Source organism: Vibrio agarilyticus, assembly GCF_012641465.1.
Classification (GTDB): Bacteria; Pseudomonadota; Gammaproteobacteria; order Enterobacterales; family Vibrionaceae; genus Vibrio; species Vibrio agarilyticus.
Map to the genome: position 1 here is coordinate 303,374 of NZ_JABAIK010000001.1, position 22,490 is coordinate 325,863.

Genomic DNA, 22,490 nt, shown 5'->3' on the forward strand with positions numbered 1-22,490 from the left:
GGCTCGCGATTATACCCAAGTGCTGACAAGATGCCAGTTTTGAGCCAGCCTCAACATTGACTAAACGTGAAAGCGCACATGTGATCTGCACATCGAGTTATCAAGCCTGCTGGTTGTAATCGCTGGTTTGAGATTGACCCTTCTCTGATGCGTCGGATTTCGGCTTGGGCGCAGATTCCTCTTCTTGAGCAGGTTCAGCCGAGTCTGAGTTCGTGCTGTGTTCTTCCATAAACTCCTGCGCTTTTTGTTCGCCCTTATCTAACAGCTCTTGCCCCGTCTGCTTGGATTTATCCCACAGCTCGGTGCTTTTTTCTTTTGTCGCATCCCAAAAACTGCCTCCGCTCGTTTGCGCATCCTCCAGCCATTGAGCGCCCTTTTCTTTTGACGCATCGTAGGCATTTTCACTGGCCTCTTTTGCAGCCGACCAAGCTTGCGCGGCCGATGCTTTGGCCTTTTCCCAAGAGTCCGTGCTTTGCGGATCGCTTTGAGGTTTATTTTGGGACTCATCTGCCACCATAGGTGAACTTGTTTCAGCTTGCTCCGCTGCAACAGGAAGTCCTAACAGTGCGAGCATCAGAGGAAAACAAGACCAAATTGAGCGTTTTTTATCGAGCCCAAATATCACTGCCTGATACAGCCAAGACTGTTGAAAAAATAATATCACCCGCTTCATTGAAAACTCCTAACTGCGTCTGCAAACAGTTCGATCCTACAAACAAAACACACATGATGCGAACCTCTTTAGCCCATTTGTTTCATAAATAAGACAAGCGCTCACCTAGACAGGCTATGTGGTGCGATGTCAAATAAACGCAGACGTTGCACGTTAACAGATGACATGATTCGAAGCCCGATCACTTGACGCAGTCATCAAATGAAGAATATTTACTGATTTGTGATTTTGCTCATACAGCTCAAGATGAAATTGCGTATATCTTTAAGGCGTGAGCAGTAAGGCTCGTCACATAGGAATATCACATGATTTTTTGGTCACTTACCGGTTTAACCTTGTATCTTTTCGCTCAACTTTTCTTTGGCACTTATGCCACCTCCCGCTGGGGCGTACAACGCGTCACTCACCTTATCGTTGCAATCACACTTGGCCCACTGATGCTGATCGCGCTCATTGGCTCTCAAGTCCAAAGCCGCACCTTGCTAAGACAATTTCGCTAATTCATCGTTATGAATCACTAAACAATGTGGCATTGATTGCTATGCACCTAAAATGGCGCATTGTTTTGGTGATAACGCTTTATTTTGTTGTCCTAGCCAATACTAAATGGTCCATTTTTAACCCCGCGAAAGTGGGCGCTCAGTTTATTTTGCTGGTTCTTATTTCTGAGTTATATCTCCATGTATCAAGGCAAGCGCAAAATACGATTCCTCTTCTATACTCTTGTCATTACCCTGCCCCATGGAGTCTAAAGATGTTAAATCGCTCATTTATTATCGCCCTTACTGTGGGCGCAGTTTCCGTTATCGGTGTTGCTGGCTGTTCATCACCTAACCCTTATGGTAATGCGTATGGCTCCGCAGACACACGGACGATTCAACAAGTTTACTACGGCACGATAATTAAAACCGAACCCGTTACCATAGACTCATCCGAAGGCAGCAATGCCATTGGGACCATTGCGGGCGCTGCTATTGGCGGCATTTTAGGTTCAAAAATCGGCGGCGGCACAGGCTCTGATATTGCAGCTATTGGCGGCGGCTTGTTGGGTGGGTATGCCGGCAGTGAGGCGGCAGGCGAACTTGGCAAACGCAACGGCGTGAACCTTACCATTCGCCTTGAAGACGGTCAGATAATTTCAATTGTACAAGAAGTTAACCCAAATATGATGTTCCAGGTTGGCGAAGAAGTTCAGGTAAATGTGGATGGTAACACCGCTCGCGTCGTGCCACGCTAAGCCCCGCCTACCGATTGAATCACGACGTCATCGTATTTGATCAATATGAATAGTGTCATTCAAAAAAGCTGCGCTCAATTTGAACGCGGCTTTTTTAGTCAATGAATATATATCCAAACAACTTTAAGATGCAGGTAGGCGACCAGCGAACAAAGCCGCTGAGCATAGATAAACTATGTGATGAGGTTTGTGAGTGCCCGTCCCTTACTTTGTAACGAAAAGCGCTGCAACTTCAAGTAGGACGGGTATATTAAACCGCGTGTGCTCGCCACAGGCACGGTTCCATTTTCATATCGCTGAATACCGCCTCAAACGATGATTGCAGAGGGCTGCAAGCGTAAAGACCAAATTGCACTGGCTGAGTTGCTGTCATGGGTGGATTGGCTTGTCCCATTTCAAGGCTTGTTTCACCTAACTGATGCAAATGAAAAATACGCATCTGCTTGAAAGTGATACCATCTACTGATGACTCAATCAAAAAATCAGGACCACGACGGCTTAAGCGATACCAAATGGCCTTTGGCAATGGAATATCTGTGGTGGCCCAATCCGAGTAACCCAAGTTTGTCACCACGCTACCCAATCGCGAGAAGCTTTCATTCTCATACTCAATCGAGGCTTTAAACCAATTATTGTCATCTAAATAAATAATCACGCCGCACTGGTCAAACTGCGCTTGATAGTCAAACTTTACCTTTACTGTAAAGGTAAAGTTTTCTCGAGAGGTTAGCTGCAATGCGGGCGCATTATCGTTGCGAAATCCGTAATAACTGCGTTGCCAAAAGTCGGTCACAGGCTCCGTGGTGATGCTTACGGCATCTGCACTAACATTGTGATGTTTCGGTTCATTAAGCCAAACCGCTTGAGTAAAATCCAAAACCATACTCATGATGTTTATCCGTTAATATTGAAAGCCTCATTTTAGCGTGCTTTACTTTACCCTCAATGAAAGCGGTTCCATAATTACGGATATCATCACAATTTCCCACTATACGCTATCGCCAAACCACCATGATCTATCCTTACCAATCAATCGGCTTACGATCACGAAAGAAACCACCTGTTGGGCCATTATCTGGTAGGGTTGCCGCCCAGACAATGCCACTGGCACCTTCAGCAATAGGTCGACCTCCGGCACCACCCATGTCGGTTGCCACCCAGCCTGGGCAAATGGCGTTGATTAAAATCGGCGACGAGCCCAGCTGGTGAGCGAACATCAATGTCATTGCATTGAGCGCACTTTTAGACACGCTATAGGCAGGCGTTGATCCCGTCTGACTCGCCAGCGCTCCAGCGCCACTGCTCACGTTCACAATACGCGGGTGCGCACTGCACTGAAGGAGTGGCAAAAACGCTTGGATCATTCGCCAAGGCCCATAAAGATTGGTCTGTATCGCCTCATCAACCGTCGTTATGTCAGCATTGACGACATTTTCCCATGTGTCGTAGTGAATTGCGGCGTTATTAATAAGCACATCCAAAAGGCCGTATTGCGCCGTAATCGCTTGTGCCAACCGCCGCACACTCTCATCATCACTGACATCAAGTGAGTGCGCACTCATCGATAGATGAGGAAATTCATCGACGACATGTTGAGCCGCCTCTTTATCTCGAGCCGTGACTAAAACATGATAACCCTGACTTGCCAGTTGATAACTGGTTTCTTTGCCAAGCCCTCGATTAGCGCCAGTGACTAGCGCAATTGGCGATTCATTTCTCATCGGTCCTGTCCTTTTCACTTCAATAAAATGCGCGCAAGAAGAGAGACAGTGCAAAATCCAGACATAACGCCCCTCCTAACGTCCTAGTTATAAGATACTCAATGAAACTGAGCTTACGCAATCTCGAAACCACGCATTCCAATGACTAATATTTTTATCAATACAAAGCAAGTCACTCTAATTTGCTCTGGCGTTAAAGCACATAGCACAACCAAACGTATAAAGTGCGGCGTATACCCAAACAACGTGAAGATGCAGGTAGGCGACAAGCGAGCAAAGCCTCTGAGCACTTCGTGAACATAGGCGAGCTGTGTCATGAGGTTTGCGAACGCCAGTCAACAACGCTGCAACTTCAAGTAGGACGGGTATCGTCATAACTCAATGAAACGGAGGCCTCCATGGTTGATTCGGCACACTTCCCACTCCAACAGACCATTATCAAGATGGTGAACGCGATAGATACGAAACAATGGAAAGACGCTAAATCCCATTTTGACGAGGAAGTTACCGTAGATTACTCCAGTCTCAACCACCAGCCCAAAGCCAATGTTGCGCGTGGTGACCTAGTGGGTGGTTGGCAGCACGCACTCGAAAAAGCCTCTACCCACCATATGGTCTCCAACTTTGACTATTCATTGCAAGGTGACGTGGCGTTTATCGAATGTCACGTCTATGCCTGCCATCAAGCCGATGGGTTTGAAGGATGGGATTGTTTTGGCCGCTATCAGTTTGAGTTGGTCGAGCGTCAAGGAAAATGGTTCATTGCCGCTATGACGCTCATCGTCCATGGACAAAAAGGCAATCCGAACTTTCTTGCGCAATTACAAGGAGCATAAAATGGCAAATATAATGGTCGAAAAACTGTTCTTTTTCAGCGACGGAAATCGCCTCGCAGCGGATCTCTATTTGCCGGAAAACTACGATGCAAAATCCTGCTACCCCGCTGTCGTGGTAACCGGAAGTTGGACCACGGTTAAAGAGCAAATGGCGGGGCTTTACGCGAAACGCATGGCGGAAAATGGTTACCTTGCGCTTGCCTTTGACCCAAGCAATTATGGAGAAAGCGAGGGGGAGCCACGTTTTTATGAGCACCCTGAGCAAAAAGTGCGCGATATTTACAATGCAGTCACCTATTTGTTGAGTCGTCACGACGTCAATCAAAAAGCAATTGGCGCGATTGGTGTTTGTGCAGGCTCAATGTATACGTTAATCGCCGCGGCGCAGGACGAGCGTATTCACGTGGTCGGCACATCAGCATCTTGGTTGCATGATGCCGAAGCCGTTAAGCTGTTTTATGGCGGAGAAGAAGGTGTTCAGCGGCGAATTAAAGAAGCGCAAGCCGCAAAAAAGATCTACCAAGAACGCGGCGAAGTGTTGTACATCCCGACGATTTCAAAAACTGACCCCAACGCCGCTATGTATGGCGACTATGACTACTATTTGAACCCGGCTCGTGGCGCGGTACCCAATTGGAGTGCGGACAACTTTGCGGTCATGAGCTGGGAAGATTGGCTTACCCTTGACCCCATGCCCTCGGCCAGTCAACTGAACAAACCGACAATTATGGTTCACTCCGATGGCTGTGTATTGCCTCAATACACTAAGAATTTTTTCAATAAAATTCCCACCTCCGACAAAAGCCTCTATTGGGTCGAAACCGATTTAGAGCCGCCAATCCACCAATTCTATTTTTACGATCAAGAGTTAGAAGTGTCGATTGCCGTTGAGCAGATCACGCATTGGTTTAATAAACACTTGTCTCCTTAACATCGAATTGGAGTCAGAAATCGCGCGATGACAAGTACTACTTTTTTATACCTAAACAATTTGAAGATGTAGGTAGGCGACAAGCGAGCAAAGCCTCTGAGCACTTCGTGAACATAGATAAGCTATGTGATGAGGCTTGTGAGTGCCAGTCAACACCGCTGCAACTTCAAATGGGACGGGTATACACCGTAAAAAATTATGTCACAAAAAAAAGGGGGAGAATAAAAATGGCAAAAAATAGAATCATGCTCGCAAGGTTTCCACTGCTGTTGATCACGGTTAGTGCGACCTTTAGTGATGCATTTGCTCTCCCCACTTCAGAGCGCAGTGTCAGTCGCAATGAAGTTTCCTTTGGCGCTGGCGCCTTTGGCGTTTTTGACAGTAAACAAAGCACCATTTTCAAGCTTGGCTATGCTTATCGCGATCCAGAGCGGCTTGGCGGTTTTAGCCCGATATTACAAGGAATGATCGGGGAGGATAGCCTTTATTACCTCGCGTTGGGCGCCGAATATCAGTACCAGATTAATTCAAATTGGTCGGTTGGGGTCAGTGTTTCTGGTGGCTATCTCCATTCAGGCTCATCGAGCCTTGGACACCACCTCGGCCATGATCTGCAATTTTATTCGACGCTGTCTGCCACCTACTATATGACAGAAGAAAGCGCCTTAAGACTGGAATATGGGCACATATCCAATAGTGGGTTTGGCGACCGAAATCCCGGTTCAGAATCTTTGATCGCCTCTTATATCTTTCGCTTTTAATTAACTAATACTTTTCACTAACCAATCCCCTTTTTCAACGAATAAGCGCGCCCTTGATTCAACGTTAAGTGACCACAATACGCCTTCAGCTCGAAGGCGTAAGCGTGACATTAAGACCAAAACGCTTCATTAAGATTGCCTCAATGTCATTGTCTGGAATGGTCACTTTATGCTGCTTAAAGTCTGTATCGGTTGTGGTCAACGTGTTTCCCGATAATGTGAGTCGTCCGAAATCTGCGAGCTTAGTCGCTAATAATGTTTGAGTAAAAGGGGAATCGGGTGAGGTCTGAGTGAAATGAGATGCGGCTTGGAAGTCTGCAAGATTACGCGGGATCTCACGAAATACGTAGCGATAGTGCCAATCACGGTCTTCAAACCAGCAAAGCGCGTGGTAATTACCGTGATAATCCGCAACCTTATAGCGAACCCCTTCACCAATTGACTCACCACCTAGCGCGACATTAAGCGGCGCGCCAAAATGTTTTCCATTCCCCACATCGACCAGATACAGCCCTTGCTCAACATTCACCAACAATGCCATATGATCAAATTGGTGCTTCATGTGTTCACCGGGAAACATCTCCGCTTCAACGAGCGTAACATCAAACCCAAGTTGCGATAACGCCCAATAAAATAGACTGTTTAACTCAAAACAGACACCACCACGCTGATGTGTAACGATTTTTTCAAACGCCGCCTCAGGATAATAATTGAGCGGCGTTTTATTTATAATATCAATGTTTTCAAAAGGGACATGTTTAATAAAATGCAGCTGCAATTCATCCAAACATGCGACGGAATGAACCACCTTACTTTGATACTGAATCCGCGCTAAAAATTGACTGACATCCATCGTGCTCACCTCTTTATTCATCGATGTTCGAAGTGTAGTGACAAGGCCATTATTCCTCCATGTCGATTATTATCCATTCGCTCGAAACACTCGCAATTCTGCTAGCAATCTCAAATACCTTGCGCAATCGACCTTCATCGCGCTCTTCAACCATCTACTAGCACGGAGAACCCATAACAATAAGACACCAAATCAGGAAACAAATTGGCAACAAATGTGGTATTATTATGCAATCATAATCGTACATGGAAGTTTATTAATGCGCGTACTCAAAAACCACCTGAGGCAATTTGATAAGTATCGAAAAGCAAAAATGTGCCGCCTAGAAGGTGTATTGCACCGCCTCATTCGACACAAAAGCTATTGCGAGCCCAACATACTCTCGAAAGATCAAGTCGAGCGAATTTTGATTGTCCGAAACAATAAACGTATTGGCAACATGTTATTTTTACTCCCTTTTCTTCGCCAAGTTCGTGATGTTTTCCCTGATGCCCATCTCACACTAATGCTTCGTGACGAAAGCCAAGCCGAATTATTCGCCAATTTAGGCGTCGACGAATTTTGTTTCAGCCGCCTTAGTTTCCGCAATATTTTCAAAACGCTTCGCTTAGTTCGTGATTTACGACAACAACCCTTTGATGTGATATTCGCACCGAATGACTCAGCAGAAGACGCGGCATTGACTGCACTGATCCCTGCGCGAAACAAAATCAGCCGCGACACTCTAAATCGTAATGAGGCGTATACGCATGTATTCCCGTATCAAGGCGAAAAAAAGCACGCTGCACTTGCCAGCCTCTATCTGTTGCCAGCCGCCGGGTTTCCATTAGCGCCGATTGATCACAGCATTGAATTTTGCGCGAAAGAGAAGGCCTTTGGGGAACAAGAAGTCGATAAAATTCAGTCCGATCAAACAGAAAACGCGTTACTCATCGCCTATTTCCGTGGCGCGCGAGGCGCAAAATTACTGCCTGATAGCTATTGGGATTCACTACTCGACCGTTTTGAGCAGAAGGTGGATAAGCCGATCCAGTGGGTCGAAGTTCTCAGTCCCGATATCCCGGAGCCTTTGCGCAGCGATATCGATACATTTTCATCGCCCAATTTGCGCTTACTGGCGAGCTACCTCACTCAAGTTGATGCCTTTATTTGTTGCGATACTGGGCCGCTTCACCTAGCAGACTCTGCGAATGTAAAATGCATTGGGCTTTATAATCGAACTTGTACCACTACCTTTGGCCTGCTTAGCGACCCGTCAGTGTGTGTGAAAAATATCGAGACTTTTGATGTTAAGCAGACATTACAACAGGTCGGAGCGCTTGCCTAACCTACGCTGCCCAATTTCTTTGCCCACTGGGCGACGCGCTCACCATAAAGCTTAGCCGTTTCAATATCCCCTTTTGTTGGCGCGTCATTGGCATCCGCATCCGCAGGGCTTTGCGCCATTAAACCGGAAAATGCCCCTAAATAATTAATGTCATCACGATCCGAGGCTTTATTATTCGCAGGCATCAGCCCAGTACCGAGCCAAACCATGCCGTGCTGCATCGCTAATGTCATCAAATAAGCAATGGTTGAATGTTTATCGCCATTCATACTCGCAGAATTGGTAAAACCGGCGGCCAATTTGTCTTTCCATTTCAGCTGAAACCAACGCTTACTGGAGTCTTCGGCAAACTTCTTAAATTGCCATGAAACGCACCCCATGTAGGTCGGCGTGCCAAAAACAATGGCATCAGCGGCATCCAGTGCATTCCATGCCGCAGCGTCAATATCGCCCTGCACATCGATGGGGACTTTTTGTGCAACCACCCCGTCCACTTGTTCTATGCCTATCGCAACCGCTTCTGCGACATTTTTAGTATGACCATACCCACTGTGATACACCACGACGACATTCATACCCATTCCTTATTATCCTGTGCGAATTACAAACAAGTATAGGCATGAGTTTATTGCTCTTTAGAAAATGATGAACCATTCTCACCCTCGAACAAACGTCGTCTAATCAAAACTGACTGGCAAATAAAAATCGAGTTCAAAATGCTCATCTTGCTCAAGGAACTGGTTATGGAAATAGTGGACAAAAGCTGGGGTTGAACGCTGTTTAAAGCCCGAGCTTGGCAGCCAGTGCTCTAACACCAAACTTATCTGAGGAAGCAGCTCACCATAGATCCCTTTCAAGCGAAACACAGCATGCAGCCCTCCTGGGATCACCATTTGATTCACCACACTGCGTCTTTGGATCGGCTTATCTATCGCAATGCATGCCACATAACGGCACTTATCGACATCGACCCACGCCGGATTTGAATGGTGTAAACCATATTGGGTTGAGAAATCACGCCGCTCCACATTCGCCCAAGCTTGTAATATAAGCCACGCCTTGCGAATGGAACGGTTATACCCTCGGTGACGCACGTAAGCCGCCATTTTTTCGGGTACATCGACTATCACAGGCTCTGGTAACACTCGTCCCGACACTCGAGCGTATCCGGCCGCAATCTCAGGATCTTTAAGATAAGACTTTTCAGCACGGTGGCGTTCAGGATCGCGCCACTCTCCGGGCGAAATCCCAAAGGTTGCCTTAAACGCACGGCTAAACGATGAAATCGAGTTAAAACCACATAAACCCGACACTTCTGCAACCGACGCTCGAGCCTCAAACATGAGTTTATTTGCCGCATATTCCATGCGGGTTCGGCGAATGTACTGGTGAACGGATTCACCGACAACCTGTTTAAACACGCGGTGGAAATGCGCTTCTGAGTACGCGGCGATATCCGCCAACCGTTTTGCGGGTAGATCGCGAGTAATGTCTTGATGAATATGAAATAACACATCGTTAATTCGTGAGATGTGTTGCGCTGTCTGTTTTTCCATTCCTTTGGCACACAATCGCATAAATGGACATGTTTTACAGCATAAATGGACAACTAGATTTTGACAATTCCCATGTAATATTGAAAAAAACAAAATAAGAACAAGAGATACCCAATGGAAATTGCACACGCACTCAATCGCATCCCCTCTTCATACATTCGAGAAATTCTTGCCGCTGCCAGCGACAAAAATGTCATTTCGCTGGCGGGCGGGTTACCCGATGAGCAAACCTTCCCAATTGAGTTGATGAAGCCCGCTCTCGAGCGCTTAAGCCAGATGCCGGAAGTATTTCAATATGGCGCGACCGCAGGTTACGGCCCGCTCATCCAACATTTGTGTGAGCGCTTTGCCTTACCAGAAACTCACACTGTCATGATGGCAACCGGTTCACAGCAAGGGCTTGATTTGATTGCGCGTGCTTACATTAATCCCGGCGACCGCGTAGTAATGGAAGCGCCAAGTTATCTTGGTGCGATGCAAGTATTTGGCCTTGCTCAAGCGGAAATTGTTGGCGTATCACAAAACGAGCAGGGCCCAGATTTAGCTGAGCTTGAGTTATGTTTCAAAACGCAAACTCCAAAAATGTTTTACGCGGTTCCCGATTTCCATAACCCTACCGGTGTGTGCTGGAGCCTAGAAACGCGCAAACAGGTCGCAAAACTGTGTTATCAATATGACGTCACACTGATTGAGGACGCACCATACCGTGAATTGCGCTTTACGGGCACTATGCTGCCAATGGCATCGGAGTTTTGTTTAGATAAAGCGATTGTATTGCGATCGTTTTCAAAAATTGCCTCACCCGGTTTACGCCTTGGCGCGGTCAGCGGGCCGCGCGAGCTGATTGACCCTATGGTCAAAGTGAAACAAGGCGCTGATTTGCACTCAAGCGTGCCAATGCAAGCATTGTTACTCGGACTACTGGAAAACTCAGGATTTGACCAACACATTGCGACGATTCGCGCGCTGTATCAAGGTCGTTACCAAGCGCTATTTGATGCACTTGATGCTCAGTTGCCAAGTCCATGCCGCGTTTATCCAGTTGATGGCGGTATGTTTGTTTGGGTGGAATTACCGTCGTGTGACACCTTTGCTCTTGCAAAATCATTGCTTGCAAACGGCGTTGCTGTCGTACCAAGCCCAGTCTTTTACCCAAATCCGAATGAAGCGAGCTCAGCACTGCGCCTTAACTTTACCAACGCGCAACCCGAAGAGTTGGTTGAAGCCGTATCAAGACTGGCGCAAGGACTAAAACAAGCGATTGTTTAGTTTATTCCATTGATGATGAAAGGGTGGCTATCAGAGCCACCCTTTTTCATTCAACTACCCGTTCAAATAATCCGCTTTACAAGGCCATCTCAAGTTTTGGTCCGATCTCGTTAAACCCTTGCGCTTGATAAAACGCTTTCGTCCTTAGCCATTGAGGTTGAGCTGGCGCGCCAACCTCCAAAATGCCCCAGCCGCGATCAACACCGAACTGACGGCAAAACTGAATAAGTTTCGCTCCGACACCTGTTGAGCGATGTGTTGGCACAATATACAGCTCCATGATCTGCCCCAAAGTTCCTGACGCATAAATCGCTCGAGTTTCGACAAGTGTCACCACACCCAAAGGCCGCTGCTTTTCATCACGGGCAATAAACGCCCAAAACCCGTTATTCTCATCGATTAGATGCGTTGCTGTGTCAATGAAGGTCGCTTTATCAAGCTTTGACGCATCATTCCCCCACAGCTCCGTTTCCATAGCAAAAACCAATTCACCCACCAATTGAGCCTCCCCCAATGCTGCGGGCAAAATAGTGATCTCATTGCTAATCATGAACGTCTTGTTTGACATGAATCTATTCCGTTCGAAAAAAAGCAGTATATCAACAAACCCATTCCTTTCCCGCATCTCTTAGCTAGCAAGTGACGCAAAAATACGACGTTATAACACGTCCTTCGAAACTCAAGTTGGTAACGAAACCCTCGATACCATGTTAACAAATGAGACAGTGTAATTATTCACCAAGACAACACCTACGCCTAACTACACTCAGTGGAAGTTGCGTGCGAAGTAATACCGTATGTGATTTTGAGAGCAACAAGATAGGAGATGTATGCGATGCAAAAAGATGAAGTTCTAAACCTTGTCAACGAGACCAAAACCCCACAAATTCGCGCCGGTGAAACCCACCATTTCAATGATATTTGGATGGTGGTCGTCGACGGGCGCATCTTTTGCCGCCAATACTCTTTTGGTAAACGAAGCTGGTATAGCGCCTTTCTCGAAGATCCTAAGGGTGCCATAAAGTGTGACGACACCGTGATCGATATCCAAGCTCAAATCCCAGCGGATCTCGATGACATCAACTCAAAAATCAACGCCGCTTATATCGAAAAATACGACACTCGGTTGCACCATTACCCTGAGATTGCGCATAAAATGACGGGGGAAAAATATATGGCAAAAACCATGGAACTTATTCCAACCTCGCTCGATTAACGCCGTCTGTATTCTTGGTGACATCTTTACCGCAAAACGCAAAAACCCGATAACTCTATGAGCTATCGGGTTTTTACAATAAGTGGCACGCCCTACAGGATTCGAACCCTTATATTAGGTTAATCTCAACCCCAACCAGTGAGTGAGTGAGTGGAAATTTCATCCAAACATAAGCCAGAACTATATTTTCTGTATAAAAGTGCAATCAAACCCACATACCTCATTAATTGCACCACTGGTGCAATTAATGTTACTTTTTACTGTGCCATGATCATTATTTCGTGTGCTAACTCGGCAACTGTTCTCAACAATCCCTAAATGAAAAATTATTCAAAATAGTGAATAATAAAACCTTGCATAACTATTCACGCTTATCTTTATATCATTAAGTCATAGCTGATAGCATTCAATCAGTCGCTACCTTAGTTAGATGTTCCTTTTTAGCGTAGTCCACCACTACCCACAACCTGTACAAAATAATCAGCTAACCCAGCTCTAAACAGTCGAGTTGAGCTAGCAGCGTTTTTATAAATACGACCCTTTGCATCCAGATCCATGACTGGGCAATCATTCCAATGTTTAGCAGTCTTACTGTAATCAAGCTTACCTAGAGCATTACCTGCGGATACGAGTTCATCATTTGAGACATCGCCTTGGTCTAGGTGATGAAACGTCAACCCGATAGCCTGCCAAACCTGTGGAGACAGATGATAGCCTGAGCGGTCATCAACAAACGTACTTTTCAGTGGCTCTAGCCATGCTCTCAGAAAAATGGCGACTCGATTAACACAATAATCAGAAAGAACCGAAGAAAGTTGCTCACCATTTGGTAGCGTCAAATCCTTCGACATTTTGCTGTACTCCTGAGTACCAATGCCAGCCACTGCACCAACAAGTAACTTAAACAAAATGTACTGGGTAGTGATATGAGTATCCGACTTTTTCACATGCCTAGAATCAAAACTCACCCCACCAAAAGAATCGAGGCTTGTTTGCTGAATTAGCTGCTCGACCTGACACTTTAGGGGAAACTGATCCTCGGACAGCAAAACTTCACGTTCGCTGATATGCGGAAGATTGATCGGAGCATCAAAAATACGGTTCTGTTTAAATAACTCAACGACCTGATGTTCATCAAAGCCATTTTCGTCATCAAAGATCACTCGAACCTCAACATGCTCCATTGCGATTCTTTGTCGAAACTCACTGCGCTGATTAGCTTGCTTAACACTTAGTCTTGAGCTGAATAGAAATGATCTTTGTCCCAACAACTTACAAGTAGCAACCAACCCTAATGGGTTACCAACTACACATGTGTAAGTTGGACTATAGAATAAGTTTATGCGTTGATGGGAGGCTCGCTCGAAACGGGGCTTACCAACAACTGCAAACGTCAATACCAACGGTGCGCTTATCGCATTTTCATTAACAACCGCTTCAAGTTGGTTTTGAATGGCTTGCACTCTCTCCGCATTTTTTGCGTTTACCGCAACATCAGAAACCCAATTAAGACTGGGCAATAACCTATCTGTAGAAAAATAGTTCGCTAACTCAACCGTAGGCATAGTAGTGATGAGTACTTTGTGCGTTCGCCCTTCAGTGGAAACCAAAACCCCACTAATTTTATTCTCTATATGATTCAAATGCTTTGACCTGTTTAACTGACAATTCCACTCTAGAACAAAATCAAAACTTGATCCGACAAACATGTCGGATCAATAATTAAAGTTCAATATTAAACCAATTTTTGCTAATGAGCACTATATTGCCACACGTCATTGTGAGGATTGCCTTATGACAACTAAAGCCACCAAAAATAAACAAGATGAAATCTCTGACGAACATGTCGAGGCATCAATTATCGATACACTGTTTGAGCATTTTGGTGAAACCCCAAATCCAACTACTTATCTCGCAAGTTCCCGGCACTTTATTGGCGATTCGAGTACAGTCATGCCACCAAACCTAGTTACAGAAATATTCCAAGAGAAGGCGAAATACTACGCTGGGATCAAAACCATAAAAACTGGCCTAAAACACGTTGATATCTATATAAGTCCAGAGTTAGCTCGCGATATGCTCCAACACTCTAGACGAGGTGCAATCAACCCAGACCATAAAAATAGAACAATCAGCAGAGCCAGAGTAAAAGCTTATGCTGAGATGATGAAAAACAAACAATGGTGTCTGACCGGAGAACCCATCATCATCTCTAGTGATGGTGAGATCCTAAATGGACACCATCGACTAGAGGCATCATGCGAATCTCAATCAGGATTTATTGCTCCAGTCACCTATGGTGTAACTGATGATCTTTCATTTGCGCATATTGATGTAGGCAACAACCGAACTCGCTCTCAAGTACTCGAAATGGCGGGGGTTGAGGTTAGCCCTTCGGTATTATCGCGTGTTGCCATGCTCGCCAAAGCCTTCGAAGAGACAAGAAATCCATTTGCATTTCGAGGCACACAAGGCACGTCATTTGCTCCAGCACAAATTCTCGCGTTTGTAGAACAAAATAGTGAGCTGGCACTCTCGGTAGCATTTGTCAGTGAAGTGGTCAAACGACACAGATTAGAAAGCCAAGCCTCTGAGGCTATTTACGCGTTTGCGCATTATCTCATAAAGAAAAAATTGGTAGAGCTACCGATAAAAGAGCTTCCACTGACACCAGAGACCTACCTAACCAGAGTGATCTCATCCATTGGCCTAGAGTCTGAAGAGGATGTTGAATACCAAGTACGAAACTACCTACAATCACTGGTGCATGAGTCAACATCCTATGCACTATTGTGCAAGCTAGCAGCAATATTTAAGGGTTGGAATTTGCACCTAGGCATTTCGGTCGCAGGCAATAAAATCAGCGTTCGACGCGTTGCACGATACAAGAAAGACGAGGATGGAAATAACATCCCATTACCAGCCTCAGGTAACATCAACGAACCATTTACCGTTCCATGTTTACCAAAGGGCAAAACGCCTCGAAGCATTCAAAGACAAAGCAATATCCAGATTAGATAAACTGTCGCGCTATGGGGAAAGTAAAGGCTTTCCCCATAGCACCTTACCTTTTCTAAACGACCCTACACATATCAATCATTTTCAACACATTCCGTGTTAAAATCTCGGCAATTATCACTAGCGCATTTTTAAGTCAGTATTACCATGCCACATACACCAATTAACCAAGATGAAATTAACAAAACCGTATGGGCTGCCTGTGACACGTTCCGAGGCACTGTCGACCCATCTATCTACAAAGACTTCATCTTGACTATGCTGTTTTTGAAATACATCTCTGATGTTCACCAAGACAAGTACGAAGAGCTAAAAGCAGAGTACGGCGATGAGCCAGAGCTAATCGCAGAGATGATGGGCACCCAATCATTCCAAATCCCTACAGGCTCAACATTCTGGGACTTATATGAGGCTCGCTACGAAGCTGGTAACGGCTCACGCATCGACCAAGCCCTACACGCCATCGAAGAAGCCAACGGCACTAAGCTAAAGAACGTATTCCAAGACATCAGCTTTAACACCGACAAGCTCGGTGATGAAAAGCAGAAAAACGATATCTTGCGCCACCTACTGGAAGACTTCGGTAAAGATACCCTAAACCTGCGCCCAAGCCGCGTTGGTTCTTTGGACGTGATTGGTAACGCCTACGAGTACCTCATCAAACACTTTGCTGCTGGCAGCGGCAAATCTGCGGGAGAATTCTATACCCCACCAGAGGTATCAGACCTACTTTCTATCATCCTAGAGCCACAACAAGGCGACAGCATTTGCGACCCTGCATGTGGCTCAGGCTCTCTACTGATGAAATGTGGTAAGCAAGTTCAAAAGAACTTTGCAGGTTCAAAACAGTATGCACTGTTCGGCCAAGAAGCGATTGGTTCTACTTGGTCATTAGCGAAGATGAACATGTTCCTGCACGGTGAAGATAACCACCGCATCGAATGGGGCGATACTATTCGCAACCCTAAGCTACAGGATAAAGAAGGCGGCCTACTTCACTTCGATGTGGTAACCGCAAACCCGCCGTTCTCGCTGGATAAATGGGGCTTTGAAGATGCTGGTAACGACCATTTTGGTCGTTTCCGTCGTGGTATTCCGCCAAAGACCAAGGGGGACTATGCATTTATCTCACACATGATTGAGACACTAAAACCGCAAACAGGTCGTATGGGTGTGGTTGTACCTCATGGTGTTCTGTTCCGTGCATCAAGCGAGGGCAAAATCCGTCAACAACTGATTGAAGAAAACCTATTGGATGCCGTGATCGGTTTACCTGAAAAACTGTTCTTTGGCACGGGTATTCCAGCGGCAATCTTGATCTTCAAAAAGAAGAAAGACACCAACGATGTCATGTTCATTGATGCTTCGCGTGAGTTTAAGTCAGGCAAAAACCAGAACGTACTGACACAAGAAAACATCGACAAAATTGTGAAGACTTACCGCAGCGGCGACAACGTGGATAAGTACGCGTATGTGGCAAGCCTCGATGAGATCCGTGAGAATGACTACAACCTCAACATTCCTCGTTACGTCGATACTTTTGAAGAAGAAGCGGAAATTGATTTGATGGCAGTGCGCAGTGAGCGTTTGGCGCTGCAAGCTGAGCTTGCGGATCTGGAAGCAGAAATGGCGAGCTACCTAGAGGAGTTGGGTTATGGTGCCTAATGGTTGGGAGAATACTCGGCTCAAGCATATTGCTCGAATTAAATCAGGTTCAACGCCTTTGCGAGCTAAACAGGAGCTATATTACTCCCTTAACGGAACTCCTTGGGTTAAAACTTTAGATTTGAATAATTCTGAAATCATCGAAACAGATGAACGCATCACAGAATTAGCTCTAAAAGAAACTTCATGCTCCATTTTCCCAGCAAGCACAGTTCTTGTGGCTATGTATGGAGGTTTTAATCAAATTGGAAGAACTGGATTATTGACTGTCCCATCTGCAATTAATCAAGCTTTGTCTGGATTGATGTTAGATGAAAACAAAGCCGACCCTAAATACATTTTGAATTATTTGAACGGAAATGTACGACAGTGGAAAAAGTTTGCTGCCAGCAGTCGTAAAGATCCTAACATTACACGCGAAGATGTATGTGGATTTGAGGTTTTGCTCCCCCCACTCCCAGAACAACGCAAAATCGCCCAAATCCTTTCTACATGGGATCGCGGTATTGCAACCACTGAAAAGCTGATTGATGCCAGCAAGCAACAGAAAAAAGCCTTAATGCAGCAGTTGTTGACGGGTAAAAAGCGTTTGCTTGATCCTGAAACGGGTAAAGCGTTTGAGGGGGAATGGGAAGAGGTTAAGTTGGGTGATGTGTTAACAAAAATTACTAACGGCCTAACCTACGATTCAAAAGCAACAGAGGGATTGCCAGTTTCACGAATTGAAACTATTTCGACTGGTAAAATAAACCACTCTAAAGTTGGATATGCTCCAGATAACGATAGAACAATAAAGTTCAAACTCCAGTACGGCGACATATTATACAGCCACATTAATAGCTTAGATCATATTGGTCGAGTTGCTTATTTCTTAAATGATAAGACTTTGTATCATGGGATGAACTTGTTACTTTTACGTTCTTCTAAAATGATTTCATCCAAGTTTATGTACTTCCTGCTCTCATCGAGTGTAGGTAAGTCGTTTGCTAGTAGTCATGCTAAGAGTGCGGTAAATCAGGCTAGTATATCAACGACGGATTTAAAATCATTTAAGGTGAGTCTTCCTATCCTAAGTGAACAACAAAAAATCGCCTCAGTCCTAACAGTTGCCGATAAAGAAATTGACATGCTTGAATCCAAACTTGCTCACTTTAAGCAAGAGAAAAAAGCATTGATGCAGCAGTTGTTAACAGGAAAGCGTCGCGTAAAGGCTCCTGAAACCGAAGCCGCTTAACGAGCGTATCTTTTGACAACCGATACAGGGCTTGTTTAGCAAGCCCTGATAAACAATAAGAACAATGTCATAGGCTAAGTATGGAACCATTATCTCCCAGTGAACCTAAGCATCACGCACCGAATTTCAAAGAAGAACAAAGCGCAAAAATCCCTGCACTAACTCTGCTGACTAACCTTGGCTATCAATTCATTCCGCCAAGTGAATGCATGGCAATGCGTGGTAACAAAACCACAGTTATTTTGCCGCAGGTGTTACGCAAGGTTCTGAGCTTTAAAACCTATTCATTTATGGGGAAAGATCGCCATTTATCGCAAGCTGCGATTGATAAAATCGTGCAAGAGCTGGCTAACCCTACGATGAATGAAGGGCTAAAAGCGGCCAATGAAAAGCTCTATAACGCCTTAACTTATGGTATTGGTGTGACTGAGTTTGTCGAGGGCAAAAAAGCCAACCCAACCATTCAAATCATTGATTGGGAAACGCCTGAGAACAACCAGTTCCACTTTACCGAAGAGCTAGAAGTAGAAAATACTCATGGAACGGGTCATCGCATTCCCGACATCGTCTGCTTTGTAAACGGTCTGCCTTGGGTGGTGATTGAAGCCAAGCGTCCTGACTCTTCTCATGAAGGCAAGCCGACGGTTGCCGAGGGTATTTCACAAAATATCCGCAACCAAAAAGTCGATGAGATCCCACACCTGTTTGCCTATAGTCAATTGCTCATGTCAGTGAATGGACATGAAGGTTTATACGGTACATGTGGCACACCAAGTAAATTCTGGGCGAAGTGGAAAGAAGAAGAGATCACTGATGCGACCTTTGCTCGTCTTAAAAACACGGCACTTTCACCAGTGCAACTACATCGGCTATTTGATCACCGTTCTGCCAAGGTGCGTGATGAATATTTATCGCTAATTGCAGGCGGTGATTTAGTGGTGACAGACCAAGACCGTTTATTGGTATCACTACTTCGACATGACCGCCTTCTAGAAATGACTCAGCTTTTCACCTTGTTTGATAAGAAGGCAGGCAAAATCGTTGCTCGATATCAACAAGTCTTCGGCATTAAAGCCCTAATTGAACGTGTCACTTCTTTCGATGAGAAAGGCGCACGTAATGGGGGTGTTATATGGCATACCACAGGGTCAGGAAAGTCGTTCACCATGGTGTTCTTGTCCAAGGCACTGATTTGGATTAAAGAACTCGCCAAGTGCCGTGTTGTTGTCGTTACTGACCGTGTTGATTTGGAAGATCAGCTAGCACGTACGTTCGCCTCAGGCGGTGCACTGTCTGAAAAAGATCGCAAAACAGCCATGGCTACCACAGGTAAACGCCTTGCCGAGCAAATTGGTAAAGGGAATGAGCGTATTATCTTCTCCATCATCAACAAGTTTGGCACCGCGATTGAACTGCCTGAATGTTATAACAACAGCCCTGACATGATTGTGCTAGTTGATGAGGGACACCGTAGCCAAAACGGTGAAAACAACATTCGTATGCAGCAAGCCCTACCAAAAGCGGCTTATATTGGCTTTACGGGTACACCACTACTGCAAGACGATAAAACTGAAAACAAGTTCGGAAAAATCATCCACTCTTACACCATGCAACAAGCGGTGGAAGACAAAACAGTCACACCACTACTGTATGAAGAGCGAGTCCCCGAGTTAAGTACTAACGATAAAGCTCTTGATGCTTGGTTTGACCGCATCACTGATAAACTCACCGAAAAGCAACGCACAGACTTAAAGAAGAAGTTCGCTCAAAAAGGCCAAATATATCAAACCGAAGGCCGTATTGAGCTTATCGCTCACGATATCTCAGATCACTTCCAAAACTTTAAGCGCCAAGGTTTAAAGGGCCAGCTTGCTTGTGATTCAAAAGCCTCTGCCATCCAATATAAGAAGCTTCTCGACCAAATTGGCAAAGTGACCTCGGTTGTTGCCATGTCACCGCCAGACACCCGAGAGGGACATGATACGGTCGATGGAGAAAGCAAGGATGTGATACAGAATTGGTGGAAAGAGAACGTAATGGACTCTAACTTTGGACAAGATGAAAAAGCCTACACTAAGCATATCATTGAAGAGTTTGGTAAAGAGAATGGCCCCGACTTAATGATCGTTGTCGATAAACTTCTAACTGGCTTTGATGAACCAAAGAACACCGTGCTTTACATCGATAAACCGCTCAAGCAGCACAACCTTATCCAAGCCATTGCTCGCGTTAACCGTCTACATCAGAAGAAAGAGTTTGGTTACCTCATCGACTACCGAGGCATCTTAAAAGAGCTAGATGCCACCATCGCTGACTACCAAGACTTGGCAGAACGAACCCAAGGTGGCTTTGATATTGACGACCTTAAAGGCTTATACAGCCGAATGGATACGGAATACAAAAAACTACCGGGTTTATACAGCGAGCTTTGGGCAATTTTTGCTGAAGTGGCGAATAAGCAAGACGGCCCGGCTCTACGCCAAGTACTTGCTCCGAAAATCGATACTATTGACGGACAGCTCACCGATACCAATCAGAAAAAGCGAGAAGATTTTTATTCGACCTTAACAGCTTTCTCTAACTGTTTAAAAGTGGCTCTACAATCGGCGACATACTTCGAAGACAAAAGCTTCGATGACAAGCGTGAACTCTACAAGAAAACGCTTAAGTCCATGGCAGAACTCCGTAAGCAAGTTCGTGAAGATGCCGAAGAAACGGTTGATTACGATGAATATGCTGAAAACATCCGAACAATGTTAGACAAGCATATAGGTGGCGTTGAAATCCAAGAATCTAAAGGTGCTTATCTGGTTGGCAATATGGGCAAAAATATCAAGCCAGAACAGCTCAGTGACGATGAAGCGCGGAACCAGAAAGACAAAATCACGGGCCGTGTGACTAAGATGATTGAGCAAGATCTTGCCGATGACCCTTATGCTCAAGAGTATTTCTCGAAGCTGCTCAAGCAGGCGATTCAGCAGGCAAAAGAAATGTTCGATGCACCTGTAAAGCAATACCTGCTATTTGCTGATTTTGAAGAGCAAGTGAAAGAGCGTAAAGTCGATGGCATACCAACGGATCGCTTCTCAGATCTAGACCCTAAAATTAAGCGCCATGTGCAAGCTTACTTTGGTCTGTTCCTAAAGCACTTGGGTGCCGACAGTAGCTTGAGTGAAGACGAACGCTTTAACTATGCGATGCAAATAGATGATGTTGTGACGGCTTCTGTTGCCGAGTTCTCAATCAACCCACAAGAGATTGAAAACCAAATCCGCCGCAAGCTGTTGCCTGTTTTGTTTAAAGCGATTGGGATGGATACAGCTAAGGTCATTATTGCCGACATTATTCAGATCACCCGCCTTGGCGTAGCAGGCCACCATTAATGACATCGGTAAATTCAAAAGAAGGTAGCAAAGAGGAGTACAGCTTTGTCTATGGCGATGAGGCTGTTCCCTACGAGGTTGTGCGTAAGCCTCACCTAGAAGCCAAGAAACGTAAAATAACCATCAAGGTTCATCCCAATTGTGAAGTCGTAGTGACATCTCCAGAAGACGCTGAGCGTGAAAATATTCATCAGGCAGTAATGAAACGTGCCAAGTGGATTTATGAAGCGCTTAAAGAGTTTCGTGGACATCTGGAATACGTCCAACCTAAACAGTATGTTAGCGGTGAAATGCAATTTTATCTTGGTCGCCGCTATGTTTTAAAAATTGTAGAAGACAAAGAAGCTCTTCCTTCGGTGAAGATGACTCGTGGCAAATTGCTCGTGACCTTGACTCGATTTAACGATAACAAAACGGCCATGGTTCGAGCATTGGTGCGCAACTGGTACAAAATTCAGGCTGAACGGATTTTCCATGAGCGCTTATCTGAACTACTTCCTCAAGCCACATGGGTTGATGGTATCCCAAGCTTTCGTGTATTACCTATGTCCAAACAGTGGGGAAGCTGTTCCGCCAAAGGGAATCTGATGCTAAACCCTCATCTAATCAAAGCACCCAAAGAGTGCATTGATTACGTAATCTTGCATGAGCTTTGCCATATCGCCGAGCACAACCATAGTGAAAGATTTTGGCGCTTGCTGACAAGTGTTATGCCGCATTGGAAAGAAGTGAAAAGTAAGCTCGATGGCATGGCTGAATTGTACTTGAATGAGTGATAATTTCGAGCTACTGGTTTAATAGGAAAGAGAT

General features: G+C 45.3%; 21 protein-coding genes. 13 read left to right on the forward strand and 8 right to left on the reverse strand.

Annotation, left to right across the window (positions count from 1 at the left end; all coding sequences use genetic code 11):
• Nucleotides 1-100: 100 nt before the first annotated feature.
• The gene (locus HGP28_RS01295) at nucleotides 101-673 is read right to left on the reverse strand and encodes a hypothetical protein (protein WP_168834621.1); all 573 of its coding nucleotides are present in this window, start codon (nucleotides 671-673) and stop codon (nucleotides 101-103) included.
• 305 nt (nucleotides 674-978) lie between these two features.
• On the opposite strand from HGP28_RS01295, the gene HGP28_RS01300 reads away from it, so the two are divergent.
• Both HGP28_RS01300 and HGP28_RS01305 read left to right on the forward strand, forming a co-directional pair.
• Entirely contained in the window at nucleotides 979-1,173 is a 195-nt protein-coding gene (locus HGP28_RS01300) for a hypothetical protein (protein WP_168834622.1), read from the forward strand.
• A gap of 254 nt (nucleotides 1,174-1,427) precedes the next feature.
• A complete protein-coding gene (locus tag HGP28_RS01305) occupies nucleotides 1,428-1,910 on the forward strand; it encodes an outer membrane lipoprotein (protein ID WP_168834623.1) in 483 nt (160 codons plus the stop codon).
• A gap of 250 nt (nucleotides 1,911-2,160) precedes the next feature.
• On the opposite strand, the gene HGP28_RS01310 is transcribed toward HGP28_RS01305, so the two are convergent.
• Both HGP28_RS01310 and HGP28_RS01315 read right to left on the reverse strand, forming a co-directional pair.
• Nucleotides 2,161-2,793: a DUF1349 domain-containing protein gene (locus tag HGP28_RS01310; RefSeq protein WP_168834764.1), complete on the reverse strand. Its 633-nt coding sequence runs from the start codon at nucleotides 2,791-2,793 to the stop codon at nucleotides 2,161-2,163.
• Nucleotides 2,794-2,932: 139 nt separating this feature from the next.
• Complete coding sequence (locus HGP28_RS01315) at nucleotides 2,933-3,631, reverse strand: SDR family oxidoreductase (protein ID WP_168834624.1); 699 nt, start codon at nucleotides 3,629-3,631, stop codon at nucleotides 2,933-2,935.
• A 398-nt stretch (nucleotides 3,632-4,029) separates the two neighbouring features.
• Between HGP28_RS01315 and HGP28_RS01320 the strand changes: the two genes are divergently transcribed.
• The 3 genes from HGP28_RS01320 (at nucleotide 4,030) to HGP28_RS01330 (ending at nucleotide 6,159) form a co-directional block, all read left to right on the forward strand.
• On the forward strand, nucleotides 4,030-4,467 hold the full coding sequence (locus tag HGP28_RS01320; protein WP_168834625.1) for a nuclear transport factor 2 family protein: 438 nt from the start codon (nucleotides 4,030-4,032) through the stop codon (nucleotides 4,465-4,467).
• Between the two features lies 1 nt (nucleotide 4,468).
• Complete coding sequence (locus tag HGP28_RS01325; RefSeq protein WP_211091835.1) at nucleotides 4,469-5,398, forward strand: alpha/beta hydrolase; 930 nt, start codon at nucleotides 4,469-4,471, stop codon at nucleotides 5,396-5,398.
• Between the two features lie 227 nt (nucleotides 5,399-5,625).
• A complete protein-coding gene (locus tag HGP28_RS01330; RefSeq protein WP_168834627.1) occupies nucleotides 5,626-6,159 on the forward strand; it encodes an acyloxyacyl hydrolase in 534 nt (177 codons plus the stop codon).
• Nucleotides 6,160-6,244: 85 nt separating this feature from the next.
• Here HGP28_RS01330 and HGP28_RS01335 read toward each other — a convergent pair whose 3' ends face one another.
• Nucleotides 6,245-7,012: an arylamine N-acetyltransferase family protein gene (locus HGP28_RS01335; protein ID WP_168834628.1), complete on the reverse strand. Its 768-nt coding sequence runs from the start codon at nucleotides 7,010-7,012 to the stop codon at nucleotides 6,245-6,247.
• A 259-nt stretch (nucleotides 7,013-7,271) separates the two neighbouring features.
• Between HGP28_RS01335 and HGP28_RS01340 the strand changes: the two genes are divergently transcribed.
• Nucleotides 7,272-8,339, forward strand: coding sequence for a glycosyltransferase family 9 protein (locus HGP28_RS01340; protein WP_168834629.1), 1,068 nt, complete (start codon nucleotides 7,272-7,274; stop codon nucleotides 8,337-8,339).
• Here the strand turns inward: HGP28_RS01340 and HGP28_RS01345 are convergent.
• Nucleotides 8,336-8,914, reverse strand: coding sequence for a flavodoxin family protein (locus tag HGP28_RS01345; RefSeq protein WP_168834630.1), 579 nt, complete (start codon nucleotides 8,912-8,914; stop codon nucleotides 8,336-8,338). The genes HGP28_RS01340 and HGP28_RS01345 overlap by 4 nt on opposite strands.
• 102 nt (nucleotides 8,915-9,016) lie before the next feature.
• Nucleotides 9,017-9,895 carry an AraC family transcriptional regulator gene (locus tag HGP28_RS01350; protein WP_168834631.1) on the reverse strand — a complete coding sequence of 293 codons (879 nt, stop codon included), beginning with the start codon at nucleotides 9,893-9,895 and terminating at the stop codon, nucleotides 9,017-9,019.
• A 114-nt stretch (nucleotides 9,896-10,009) separates the two neighbouring features.
• On the opposite strand from HGP28_RS01350, the gene HGP28_RS01355 reads away from it, so the two are divergent.
• A complete protein-coding gene (locus HGP28_RS01355; RefSeq protein WP_168834632.1) occupies nucleotides 10,010-11,164 on the forward strand; it encodes an aminotransferase-like domain-containing protein in 1,155 nt (384 codons plus the stop codon).
• 76 nt (nucleotides 11,165-11,240) lie between these two features.
• Here the strand turns inward: HGP28_RS01355 and HGP28_RS01360 are convergent, their stop codons facing one another.
• Nucleotides 11,241-11,732 (reverse strand): GNAT family N-acetyltransferase, encoded by a 492-nt coding sequence (locus HGP28_RS01360; protein WP_168834633.1) that lies wholly within the window; start codon nucleotides 11,730-11,732, stop codon nucleotides 11,241-11,243.
• 267 nt (nucleotides 11,733-11,999) lie between these two features.
• Here HGP28_RS01360 and HGP28_RS01365 point away from each other — a divergent pair, with 267 nt between their 5' ends.
• Nucleotides 12,000-12,380, forward strand: a complete 381-nt coding sequence (locus HGP28_RS01365; RefSeq protein WP_168834634.1) for a DUF2255 family protein — start codon at nucleotides 12,000-12,002, stop codon at nucleotides 12,378-12,380.
• Nucleotides 12,381-12,820: 440 nt separating this feature from the next.
• On the opposite strand, the gene HGP28_RS01370 is transcribed toward HGP28_RS01365, so the two are convergent.
• Nucleotides 12,821-13,945: a hypothetical protein gene (locus tag HGP28_RS01370; RefSeq protein WP_168834765.1), complete on the reverse strand. Its 1,125-nt coding sequence runs from the start codon at nucleotides 13,943-13,945 to the stop codon at nucleotides 12,821-12,823.
• A 229-nt stretch (nucleotides 13,946-14,174) separates the two neighbouring features.
• On the opposite strand from HGP28_RS01370, the gene HGP28_RS01375 reads away from it, so the two are divergent.
• From HGP28_RS01375 to HGP28_RS01395, 5 genes are all read left to right on the forward strand, one after another.
• Nucleotides 14,175-15,401, forward strand: a complete 1,227-nt coding sequence (locus tag HGP28_RS01375; protein WP_168834635.1) for a ParB N-terminal domain-containing protein — start codon at nucleotides 14,175-14,177, stop codon at nucleotides 15,399-15,401.
• A gap of 144 nt (nucleotides 15,402-15,545) precedes the next feature.
• Complete coding sequence (locus HGP28_RS01380) at nucleotides 15,546-17,063, forward strand: type I restriction-modification system subunit M (protein ID WP_168834636.1); 1,518 nt, start codon at nucleotides 15,546-15,548, stop codon at nucleotides 17,061-17,063.
• Entirely contained in the window at nucleotides 17,053-18,297 is a 1,245-nt protein-coding gene (locus HGP28_RS01385) for a restriction endonuclease subunit S (protein ID WP_168834637.1), read from the forward strand. Before HGP28_RS01380 ends, HGP28_RS01385 begins: the two co-directional genes overlap by 11 nt.
• Nucleotides 18,298-18,377: 80 nt before the next feature.
• Nucleotides 18,378-21,680 (forward strand): type I restriction endonuclease subunit R, encoded by a 3,303-nt coding sequence (locus tag HGP28_RS01390; RefSeq protein ID WP_168834638.1) that lies wholly within the window; start codon nucleotides 18,378-18,380, stop codon nucleotides 21,678-21,680.
• Complete coding sequence (locus HGP28_RS01395) at nucleotides 21,680-22,456, forward strand: M48 family metallopeptidase (protein WP_168834639.1); 777 nt, start codon at nucleotides 21,680-21,682, stop codon at nucleotides 22,454-22,456. The genes HGP28_RS01390 and HGP28_RS01395 overlap by 1 nt, the downstream gene beginning before the upstream one ends.
• Nucleotides 22,457-22,490: the final 34 nt, after the last annotated feature.

Bases quoted from the DNA above. Each gene is read 5' to 3' on its own strand.
- HGP28_RS01320 (WP_168834625.1), top strand. From the start codon at position 4,030: ATGGTTGATTCGGCACACTTCCCACTCCAACAGACCATTATCAAGATG.
- HGP28_RS01365 (WP_168834634.1), top strand. From the start codon at position 12,000: ATGCAAAAAGATGAAGTTCTAAACCTTGTCAACGAGACCAAAACCCCA.
- HGP28_RS01340 (WP_168834629.1), top strand. From the start codon at position 7,272: ATGCGCGTACTCAAAAACCACCTGAGGCAATTTGATAAGTATCGAAAA.
- HGP28_RS01295 (WP_168834621.1), bottom strand. From the start codon at position 673: ATGAAGCGGGTGATATTATTTTTTCAACAGTCTTGGCTGTATCAGGCA.
- HGP28_RS01385 (WP_168834637.1), top strand. From the start codon at position 17,053: ATGGTGCCTAATGGTTGGGAGAATACTCGGCTCAAGCATATTGCTCGA.
- HGP28_RS01335 (WP_168834628.1), bottom strand. From the start codon at position 7,012: ATGGATGTCAGTCAATTTTTAGCGCGGATTCAGTATCAAAGTAAGGTG.
- HGP28_RS01325 (WP_211091835.1), top strand. From the start codon at position 4,469: ATGGCAAATATAATGGTCGAAAAACTGTTCTTTTTCAGCGACGGAAAT.
- HGP28_RS01355 (WP_168834632.1), top strand. From the start codon at position 10,010: ATGGAAATTGCACACGCACTCAATCGCATCCCCTCTTCATACATTCGA.
- HGP28_RS01310 (WP_168834764.1), bottom strand. From the start codon at position 2,793: ATGGTTTTGGATTTTACTCAAGCGGTTTGGCTTAATGAACCGAAACAT.
- HGP28_RS01350 (WP_168834631.1), bottom strand. From the start codon at position 9,895: ATGGAAAAACAGACAGCGCAACACATCTCACGAATTAACGATGTGTTA.
- HGP28_RS01330 (WP_168834627.1), top strand. From the start codon at position 5,626: ATGGCAAAAAATAGAATCATGCTCGCAAGGTTTCCACTGCTGTTGATC.
- HGP28_RS01375 (WP_168834635.1), top strand. From the start codon at position 14,175: ATGACAACTAAAGCCACCAAAAATAAACAAGATGAAATCTCTGACGAA.
- HGP28_RS01315 (WP_168834624.1), bottom strand. From the start codon at position 3,631: ATGAGAAATGAATCGCCAATTGCGCTAGTCACTGGCGCTAATCGAGGG.
- HGP28_RS01380 (WP_168834636.1), top strand. From the start codon at position 15,546: ATGCCACATACACCAATTAACCAAGATGAAATTAACAAAACCGTATGG.
- HGP28_RS01395 (WP_168834639.1), top strand. From the start codon at position 21,680: ATGACATCGGTAAATTCAAAAGAAGGTAGCAAAGAGGAGTACAGCTTT.
- HGP28_RS01345 (WP_168834630.1), bottom strand. From the start codon at position 8,914: ATGAATGTCGTCGTGGTGTATCACAGTGGGTATGGTCATACTAAAAAT.
- HGP28_RS01370 (WP_168834765.1), bottom strand. From the start codon at position 13,945: ATGCCTACGGTTGAGTTAGCGAACTATTTTTCTACAGATAGGTTATTG.
- HGP28_RS01305 (WP_168834623.1), top strand. From the start codon at position 1,428: ATGTTAAATCGCTCATTTATTATCGCCCTTACTGTGGGCGCAGTTTCC.
- HGP28_RS01390 (WP_168834638.1), top strand. From the start codon at position 18,378: ATGGAACCATTATCTCCCAGTGAACCTAAGCATCACGCACCGAATTTC.
- HGP28_RS01360 (WP_168834633.1), bottom strand. From the start codon at position 11,732: ATGTCAAACAAGACGTTCATGATTAGCAATGAGATCACTATTTTGCCC.
- HGP28_RS01300 (WP_168834622.1), top strand. From the start codon at position 979: ATGATTTTTTGGTCACTTACCGGTTTAACCTTGTATCTTTTCGCTCAA.